This window comes from Eggerthella sp. 1_3_56FAA (assembly GCF_000185625.1).
In the GTDB taxonomy this organism is placed as follows: Bacteria; Actinomycetota; Coriobacteriia; order Coriobacteriales; family Eggerthellaceae; genus Eggerthella; species Eggerthella lenta.
In genome coordinates this window covers 354,100-363,659 of sequence record NZ_GL622580.1, presented here as the reverse complement: position 1 = coordinate 363,659, position 9,560 = coordinate 354,100, and the positions used below count along the sequence as shown (strand labels likewise).

The 9,560-nt window shown below is 55.5% G+C and carries 7 protein-coding genes; 5 read left to right on the top strand and 2 right to left on the bottom strand.

All coding sequences use genetic code 11. The features are described from left to right. Positions 1-1,728, bottom strand: a 1,728-nt coding sequence (locus tag HMPREF1023_RS15225) for a condensation domain-containing protein (protein ID WP_009305506.1), incomplete at its 3' end; no start/stop codon positions are given. 145 nt (positions 1,729-1,873) lie between these two features. On the opposite strand from HMPREF1023_RS15225, the gene HMPREF1023_RS07025 reads away from it, so the two are divergent. Then, a complete protein-coding gene (locus tag HMPREF1023_RS07025) occupies positions 1,874-3,415 on the top strand; it encodes a (2,3-dihydroxybenzoyl)adenylate synthase (RefSeq protein WP_009305505.1) in 1,542 nt (513 codons plus the stop codon). Here HMPREF1023_RS07025 and HMPREF1023_RS07020 read toward each other — a convergent pair whose 3' ends face one another. After that, positions 3,416-4,093, bottom strand: coding sequence for a TetR/AcrR family transcriptional regulator (locus tag HMPREF1023_RS07020; protein ID WP_009305504.1), 678 nt, complete (start codon positions 4,091-4,093; stop codon positions 3,416-3,418). Between the two features lie 136 nt (positions 4,094-4,229). Here HMPREF1023_RS07020 and HMPREF1023_RS07015 point away from each other — a divergent pair, with 136 nt between their 5' ends. From HMPREF1023_RS07015 to metK, 4 genes are all read left to right on the top strand, one after another. Further along, the gene (locus HMPREF1023_RS07015) at positions 4,230-6,080 is read left to right on the top strand and encodes an ABC transporter ATP-binding protein (RefSeq protein WP_009305503.1); all 1,851 of its coding nucleotides are present in this window, start codon (positions 4,230-4,232) and stop codon (positions 6,078-6,080) included. After that, positions 6,070-7,806, top strand: coding sequence for an ABC transporter ATP-binding protein (locus HMPREF1023_RS07010; protein ID WP_009305502.1), 1,737 nt, complete (start codon positions 6,070-6,072; stop codon positions 7,804-7,806). Before HMPREF1023_RS07015 ends, HMPREF1023_RS07010 begins: the two co-directional genes overlap by 11 nt. A gap of 145 nt (positions 7,807-7,951) precedes the next feature. Then, complete coding sequence (locus HMPREF1023_RS07005) at positions 7,952-8,200, top strand: metal-dependent transcriptional regulator (protein ID WP_232228699.1); 249 nt, start codon at positions 7,952-7,954, stop codon at positions 8,198-8,200. 58 nt (positions 8,201-8,258) lie between these two features. Further along, positions 8,259-9,551 carry a methionine adenosyltransferase gene (gene metK, locus HMPREF1023_RS07000; protein WP_009305500.1) on the top strand — a complete coding sequence of 431 codons (1,293 nt, stop codon included), beginning with the start codon at positions 8,259-8,261 and terminating at the stop codon, positions 9,549-9,551. The last annotated feature ends 9 nt before the right edge of the window (positions 9,552-9,560 follow it).

Here is a 9,560-nt window from a genome sequence, read left to right as displayed (position 1 = left end):
AAGCTCCCCGTAGGTCGCCTCGCCGTCGGCTCCCCACCGCAGCGCCGGGGCATCCGGCTCGGCCTGGGCGCGGGCGAAGAACCGTCCGTGGAGCGTCCCGCCGCCGAGGTCGGCCCCCTCCGAGTTCGCCTCGGCGCGCGCCGCGCGCTGCGAAGGGGGCAGCAGGTCGGGGAACGGCTCCGACCAGTCGTTTTCGCAGTAGAAGCGCACTGCTGTGCAATATGCCTCAAACATCTGTTTGGCTATTTTGTCATCAAGCAATTCGGAAACGTAATCCCACGCCAAAAGCAACCCGTTTTTATGATCGTATATCTGATGATCCAGCAATACCTGTGGTGTTTCTGCTAGCATCTTCGACAAGGGACCGAAAACATCTTCCACTTTGTTGGAGATAAATTGGGTGCCGATATTGCTAGCGAATACAACAGGGGCTTTCTTGGGATCGTTTGGGCAACGGTGAGAAAGCTCTCTCAAAACCTCTACAGCTCCAAATGAAGAGTGCGCAACATCCTGCTGAAAGCGTCCTTGCATTTGAGAAGCTAGTTCAAGAAGGGAAATTGCGTTTGCGCAATCAGCCTCAAGAAGGATAAGAGAGGTGAAGTCGGATACGATCTTGTCAACGTCTGGGTGAATTGGTTTTCTGTTGAACAGCGGAAGGTTGAGAAGAAATTTCTTGTCTTCGCTCCATCGAGAAAGAGCCTTGGCATAAACAGCGGCGATGCCCATAGATTGGGTAACCCCGATTTGCCGTCCTTTCTCGGTGAAGTTCTTCCAAGACTTAGAATCAATTAAGTACTCCATACGAGTGAATTGAGATCTTTTGACACTCTCCATAGGGGCTTTCAGTGGCAAAGAGGGGCCGCCTGGCATGTTGTCTATTCGATTCAGCCAGTATTCTCTATCCTCGTTTCGTGCGTCTTCTCCGATTCCGGTTCTTCTCGCATACTCCATGAAGTCTATCTCGATGGGGGCGAGATCCGTTCCGTCGTAGAGATGCGCTAGATCCTCTAAGAGAACTTGGATGCTAAGCACATCAGCTGCAAGAAGATCGACGTTGATATGCATGATAGTGCGTTTCGGTGATACGACAGTAAGGCGTACATCTATGAGATCGTCTTGCTCGATGTCGAAACGTAGGTGACTTAATTCTTGGCGAATACCTTCAATCCTCGAGTCGGGATTGCCTGCTCCTTCCACTCTGTAGGTGGTTAGTCCCTTCCAAGTTACTTTGTCTTCGATGCGGGCTGTTCCGTCATCAGAGAACCGGGCGCGCAGCATGGGATGCCTTAGAATAAGAAGTTCCACTGCGCGTTCGAGTTTGGCCGCATCGAGAGATCCGCATTCGAATTCCATATAAGCGTGACAAGCGGTTCCCCCTAGCTCCTGTCCGTCTCGCCTTCCAACCATATAGGCATGTTGGACGGACGTGATCGGAAAGGGGTCGCCTTTGCTGTAATTTGCGGAACCGAGGAGAGGGCTGCCATTAGACGAGCTTCTCGCAGACCTCTCTCTTGCAAAATTTACCCAAGAAGCCATACAGGGATTCGAAACCAATTCTGAAAAGGTAACATTGCAGCCATTCTTTGTTAGCAACCCAGCTATTCTCATAATGTCAAGAGATCCTAGCCCCAAACTGATAAGATTATCCGAAGGGCTTAGTTCTTCTTTTGACAGTCCGAGCATTTCCCCAACAAGCTTTCCAACTAGCTCCACGCATACTTCAGACATGCCAACCGCCCTTTCAAGCAATAAGTCTTTGAATATAAGGCATACTAACATAATGTTAGCTATAGTATACTTATAGCGAAAGGGTTGTTGTTTGCAAATATTGCGCAAATATCTTCTAAGGCTTCGGATGGCAGAAGGGGGTTTTATGAGAAGGGCAACCGACGTTGGTTTCACTCTTGTTGAACGTATTGCGCAATGGGAGCGTGAATATGGGGCAAATATTGCGGTTCGCGACAGAGAAACCACGTATACTTACACTGAGCTATTTGATGCGGCAAGGCGATTCGCCTCTTGCCTTGCTTCGGAGGGGATAGAAGCTGGGGACAGGATCGTCCTTCAGCTTCCGAACAAAGCTGAATCTCTTATAATCTTGTTCGGGTCAGTAATGAGAGGATGCATCCCCGTACTTGCTTTGCCGACTCATCGCAAAGCGGAAATCTCTCATTTCTGCTCAAAGTCAAATGCATCCTGCCTAATTGTTCCGTGTTCTTCCCCGGCTTATGATTACGAGTCCTTAGCAAAAGCCATCAAAAAGGACAATCCAAGGCTAAAATGTTTTGTCATCGGATCTTCCGATCAATATCGATCAGTTTCGGATATGCGCGGAGAGCTCTGGCAAGCCACAGCACCCCACTCCTCATCAATTTTGTTCCTGCTTCCGTCGGGTGGTACAACAGGACTCCCTAAACTTATTCCTCGCTCAAATTTCAGCTATGTGTACAATTTCGTGGAAGCGGCTTCCCGATCGCTTTTTTCCGAAAAAACAAAATACCTAGCAGCTTTGTCGATATGCCATAATTTGCCGCTCGCATGCCCCGGCGCACTTGGTGCGCTAGAAAAAGGAGGCACCGTCATTTTGGCGGAAAGCGTGAGTCCCGATGAAGTGTTTCCATTGATCTCTTCTGCAAAAGTGACGACAATAACAGCAGTTCCATCGGCGGTAAACCTCTGGATGGACGCACTCGACTGGTATCCTGTTGATCTTTCAAGCCTTGAGTCCATCCATGTAGGAGGTGCGCGATTTACCGCAAAAGATGCCAAGAGGCTTTCTGCCGCTTTCTCTTGCGCTGTCCAGCAATCATACGGCATGACTGAAGGAATATTGACGCTGACAAGCCCTGAAGCGCCAGAGGAAATCGCCTTTACCACCCAAGGCTTCCCCCTTTCCGAAAACGATCGCCCTCTTATCATCGGACAAGATGGGCAACCTTGCGCAGACGGCGAAGAAGGGGAATTGATATGGAAAGGACCGTATCTGATGAGTGGATATTACGAAGATGAATATTCTACTCTGCGCTCTTTTGATTCGGAAGGATTTTATCATACGGGGGATTTAGCGGTGAGGGATCCCTGCGGCAACTTCAAAATCACGGGACGTCTGAAAAACACAATAAACCGTGGCGGTGAGACTTTCTCGGCGGAAGACGTAGAGGCAAGTCTTAGAGAAATGCCCGGCATCGTAGACGTAGCCGTCTGCGGGATACCGGATCAAGCCCTTGGCGAAAAGACGTGTGCGTTTATCGTTTGCAGCGGCGATGCGCCCAACTTGGAATCCATAAGGGAGTTTTTAAACAACATAGGAATCGCCCCATTCAAGCATCCAGACAGAGTAGAGATTCGTGAGTTGTTGCCCCTGACCCCCATAGGAAAAATTGATTTAAATGCTCTTAAGACCTCGATACGCTAGTCAGCCCTTTAAAAAAATCTCTTCCAATCCGCCGAGAAGAGCATCGAGAAGGACTGAGAACTGATGATCAAAAAAACTTCTCCTCAGGCTTTCTTCTTCGGTCAGGAGTTTGACCGTTTTTGCCAAAGCGGCAATACCGGGATCGGACGCAGAAAGCGCACTCGCATACGAACCCCCCACCTCTTTGCGCACATCGTCCATTTTGTCCCTGTCATCCTCGGTAGCAACGAACGCGCAAGTTTGGCAAAGCAAAACGGAATAAACAAGAGTGGACCAATCGCCAAACCCAGCATCTCTCAGCACTTGAATGCCGCAATTGATAATGCGGTCGGATTCCCCAAGGCCAGGACCTACGGCAGCGAGTCTACGAGCGACTCCGGGGTACTTTCTCAGGGTGGAACGCATCCCCTCAAGAAGAAGCTTGAACCATCGTTTCCAATTCTCGCGAGGCTCAGGAAGGTCGATTTCGGCATTAACGTGCTCGATAACAAGATGTACCACATCTTCTCTTCGACCAACGTGGTAATTAATGACACCTGGGTACGCGTTAATTTCTTTAGCCAGTTGACGAATAGACCAACCATCTATGCCAAATTCTTTGGTGAGCTTCAAGGCGGCATCGCAGATAGAAGTCACGTCAATTGCTGGCAAGCCGGCTGTCTGGCGCGTCGACCCCATATTCAGCACCTTTCTATTTGCTGGTTGCGACAGAATACCATTTTTTTGCACCCCCAGCGTAACGCGGTCAGTTTGCGGAAATATTCAAGTCGCTGCAAGTGCAAAACAACGTCCTGGTAATAGAGCAGGAGGAGAAATGACGGAACAAAGCCCAGAGAACAAAAAGTCGAAACGCAAAGCACCCCATCCGCTGTTCAGGTTGCTTGACTTCGCAGGGCCTTACAAAATCCTCACCGTGGTGGGCTGCGCCTTGTCTGGTCTGCATTCGTTGCTTGCTGTGATGCCCCTTGTGTGCGTCTGGTTTATCATGTCGCAGTTTGTCGCAGTGGCTCCTCAATGGAGCGAAGCGAGTGGCGCGGCCTTTTACGCATGGCTGGCAGTCGGATTCGCGGTGGCCGGAGTGGTGGTGTACTTCGCGGCGTTGATGTGCACTCATATCGCGGCATTCCGAACCGGCAACAACATGAGGAAGGCCGCGACCCACCATCTCTCCAAGGTTCCCCTTGGCTACTACGACGAGCATTCGACCGGCGAACTAAGGAGGGTGATCGACGGCTGCGCCGGCCAGACCGAGTCCGTGCTTGCCCATAAGTTCCCTGATTTCGTGGGAGCCCTCATCACCCCCGTTGTGTTTGTCGTCGTGATGTTCATCTTCGACTGGGCCATGGGTTTGGCGTGCCTGGTTCCCATCGCGGTGTCCTTCGCGTGCATTTGGAGGATGATGGGAGGGGGAGGCAGCGATGAGAACTCAAGCTATCTGACTTTCGTGTCGAACTACCAGCAGGCATTGAACCGAATGAACGCCGCTGCGACCGAATATGTTCGAGGCATGCCCGTCGTCAAAGTGTTCCAGCAAACGGTCGATTCGTTCAACGCATTCAAGGAGGCCATCCTGCAGTACCGGGATATGGCCCATGGCTATTCGAAGTTGTGCGAAAAACCGCAGGTCGTGCAGATCGTGGCGATCAACTCGACCTTTGCTGTGCTGGTTCCCGCCAGCATCCTGCTTGCGGGGGCAGCAGGGGACTTCGCGTCGTTCTTCACGGACTTCCTCTTCTACGTGGTGTTCAGCGCGGTGACGACATCGATGATGACCAAGATACTGTACGCCTCTGAAGCTGCGGCGATGGCCCAAGATGCCGTGATGCGAATCGAGGGGATCCTATCCACGCCGGAGATGCCTTGCTGTTCTGCGAAAGGCGGGAGGGCGAGCGGGACGTGCGATATCGTTTTTGAAGGGGTGTCTTTCACGTATCCGGGCGCTGACGCACCTGCCGTCAAGAACGTGAGCTTTGCGATTCCCGAAGGAGAAACGATGGCGCTCGTCGGGCCGTCGGGAGGAGGCAAGAGCACCATTGCAAGCCTTGTTCCGAGGTTCTGGGACGTCGATGAAGGACGGGTGCTTGTCGGCGGTGTTGATGTGCGGGATGTTCCCCGTTCGGAACTGATGGATTCCGTTTCCTTCGTCTTCCAAAACACACGGCTTTTCAAGCGCAGCCTCATTGACAACATCAGATTCGCGCGCCCGTCGGCTACGCGCGCGGAGGTGGAGGCGGCCGCGCACGCGGCGCAATGCGACGACATCATCGCGAAGCTGCCCGAGGGCTTGGACACGGTGGTCGGCGCGAAGGGCGTCTACCTGTCGGGCGGCGAATGCCAGCGTATCGCGCTTGCCCGGGCCATTCTGAAAGATGCGCCTATCGTGGTCTTGGACGAGGCCACAGCGTTCGCCGATCCGGAAAACGAAGCCCTTATCCAACGTGCGCTCGCGCGTCTTACGCACGGCAAGACCGTTCTCATGATTGCACACCGGCTATCGACCGTGGTGGGCGCGGACAGGATCTGCGTCGTGGAGAACGGGGCCATCTCGGAATCGGGATCCCACGGGGATCTTGTCGAAAGCAAGGGAGTGTATCGCCGGATGTGGGAGGACTATCAGAAATCAGTCTCTTGGAGAATCGGAGGGGGTGCCAACGATGCTGCGTGAGAAGTTCGCTTTGACCGAGCGGGGTGCTTTCGAGTTCAAGAGAGGCGCGTTCTTCTGCGCTCTCGCCAACCTCGTCATGATGGCACCCATTGGCGTGCTGTGCATGGCGACCAACGACTACCTGGATCATCTGCTCGACCCCTCGAAGCCCCTCCCTGCTCTTGGTGGCTATCTTGCAGCCATCGTCGTCATACTCCTGCTCATGCTGCTGACCCAATGGCTCGAATACCATTTCACCTACAATGTCGTGTACGGCGAGAGTGCCAGAAAGCGGATCGAGCTTGCCGAGGTGCTGCGCAGATTGCCCCTTTCCTTTTTCGGAAGGCGCGACCTCTCGGACCTCACCACCACCATCATGAAGGACTGCGCCGATCAGGAGCGCATGTTCTCCCATATCATGCCCCTTTTGTTCGGAACCGGCGCGTCGACCATATTGATCTCGATCATGCTTCTGCTCTTCAACTGGAAGATGGCCATCGCCGCCCTCTGGGTTCTTCCCATCGCCTTGCTCATCATCGCCTTCTCTCGGAAGAGCCAAGATGCGAAGGGGCAGTTTCTCATCGACCGCCAGCTTGACGTTGCGGACGGCTTGCAGGAGTACCTCGAATGCGCCCAAGAGATCACGGCGGCGAACCAATCGGAAACGTATCTCGAGCAACTGGATCAGAAGATCGATCGCGCGGAGAAGGCCCAGATCGTCTCGGAGCTTTCGAGTGCCGTTCCCGTGTCGGCCGCGCAAGCGTTCCTCAAGCTCGGAATAGCTTCGACCGTCCTCGTCGGAGCCCTGCTTTTGGCATCGGGGGAACTAGAGTTCATGGTGTACTTCTGCTTCCTTCTCGTGGTGACGAGATTCTACGATCCGATCAACACCGTGCTTGAAGTTGTGACGGAGCTTCTCAATCTCAAGCTCGGAATCAAGCGCATGCACTCCATCGAGCACGAGCGGCCTCAAACCGGGTCGATGGAATTCGAGCCGGCGAATCACGACATTTCTTTCGACAACGTGACTTTTTCGTACGAAGGAGGCGAGAAGGTTCTCTCGAACGTCTCATTTGTTGCGAAGGAGGGCGAGGTGACCGCCTTGGTCGGTCCGAGCGGGGGCGGCAAGTCCACCGCGGCCAAGCTGGCTGCCCGTTTCTGGGATGCCGACGATGGCGTTGTGAGCATCGGAGGCGTGGACGTTTCGACCGTCGACCCCGAGGCCCTTCTCGTCGATTTCGCCCAAGTGTTCCAGGATGTGGTTCTGTTCGACGACACGATCATGCAGAACATCCGACTCGGTAGGCCAGATGCCACGGATGAGGAGGTGTTTGCGGCGGCTCGGGCGGCGAACTGCGATGATTTTGTCTCCCGCATGCCGAAGGGCTATGAAACGAGGATAGGCGAGAACGGCGCGCTTTTGTCCGGAGGCGAGCGCCAGCGCATATCGATTGCCCGGGCGATCCTCAAAAACGCCCCCATTGTTCTTCTGGATGAGGCGACCGCTTCACTTGACGTTGAAAATGAGACGAAGGTGCAGGAGGCGCTATCGTGTCTCCTTGAACGCAAAACCGTGCTGGTCATCGCGCACCGGATGAGAACCGTGATGAGCGCCGACAAAATCGTGGTGCTGGATGGAGGCCGCGTTGCCGAGCAAGGAAAGCCGTCGGAGCTCATGGAGCGCGAAGACAGCCTGTTCAAGAAAATGGTGGAGCTTCAGTCGTCGACGGGTCGGATTTTGAATTAAGTGAGGTGGAACTGATGACTTTGAGTGAGTCAAGGGAAGACTATCTAGAAAACCTGCTTATTCTCGAAACTCGTTCTGGTGGTTTTGTAAGGCAAGTGGATATGGCCAGTAGAATGGGTTTTCCAAGGCGAGCATATCAAAAGCTATGTCCTCCTTGAGCGCGGAAGGATATGTTGAATTTAGGCCTCGAGGTTTGGTTCGCCTTTCAAATGGGGGACGCAAAATCGCTGAAAGAGTTTACGACCGCCATTGCTTCTTCTTCAAGGTTCTTACCAACCTTGGCATTCCGACTGAAATTGCACAAAGGGATGCCTGTCGCATGGAGCACGCAATGAGCGAAGAGTCATATCAGGCTTTAAAAAAGGAGCTGTCGAGCAAGATGGACGTCCAATAAGGGTCATCAACCTAAATAAGCTGGATAATGGGCAATCTAAAGTATAGAGAGAATTGAAATGACGATAGAGCAAAGGCCAAGCTTATCGATCGCTTTGCCAAAATCCTACCTGTTCACGTCCGAATCCGTCACCGAGGGGCATCCCGACAAGATGTGCGACCAGATATCGGACGCCATCTTGGACGCCATCATCTCCAAGGAGATAGAGCTCGAGCGCGAGGGCTACATCGCCCCCAGCGGGCAGCCCGCCGACGTGTCGCGGATGCGCTGCGCGTGCGAGACGCTTGCGACCACGGGGCTCGTGGCCGTGGCGGGCGAGATCCGCACGCAGGCGTACGTGGACGTGCCGGCCATCGTGCGCGAGGTGGTGTGCGGCATCGGCTACGACCGCGCCAAGTACGGCTTCGACGGCACCACCTGCGGCGTGGTGAACGCCATCCACGAGCAGAGCCCCGACATCGCGCAGGGCGTGGACGAGAGCTGGGAGGCGGCCCACGGCGGGGCCGCGGACGACCCCTACGAGCGCATCGGCGCGGGCGACCAGGGCATGATGTTCGGCTACGCCTGCGACGAGACGAGCACCCTCATGCCCATGCCCATCTACCTGGCCCAGCGCATGAGCGAGCGCCTCGCCGCCGTGCGCAAGGACGGCACGCTCGACTACCTGCGCCCCGACGGCAAGACCCAGGTGAGCGTGCGCTACGAGGACGGCGCGCCGAAGTGGGTGGAGAAGGTGGTCGTGTCCACGCAGCACGCCGAGGAGGCGCCCTACGAGCGGCTGCGCGCCGACGTGGTGGAGCAGGTGGTGCGCCCGGTGCTGGCCGGCGAGGGCGTGGCGCTCTCGCCCGACGCGGAGATCCACGTGAACCCCACGGGCCGCTTCGTCATCGGCGGGCCGATGGGCGACTGCGGCCTCACGGGCCGCAAGGTCATCGTGGACACCTACGGCGGCATGGGACGGCACGGCGGCGGGGCCTTCTCCGGCAAGGACTGCACGAAGGTGGACCGCTCGGCGGCCTACGCGGCGCGCTGGGTGGCGAAGAACGTGGTTGCCGCGGGCCTGGCCGCGCGCTGCGAGGTGCAGGTGGCCTACGCCATCGGCGTGGCGCGCCCCGTGTCGCTCATGGTGGAGACGTTCGGCACCGAGAAGGCGGCGGTGGGGGCCATCGAGCGCGCGGTGGCCGAGGTGTTCGACCTGCGCCCCGGCGCCATCATCGACGCGCTGGATTTGCGCCGCCCCATCTACCGCAAGACGGCCGCCTACGGCCACTTCGGCCGCGAGCTGCCCGAGTTCACCTGGGAGCGCACCGACCGCGCCGAGGATCTGCGAAAGACCTGCAGGCTAGCATAAGGGGCTAGC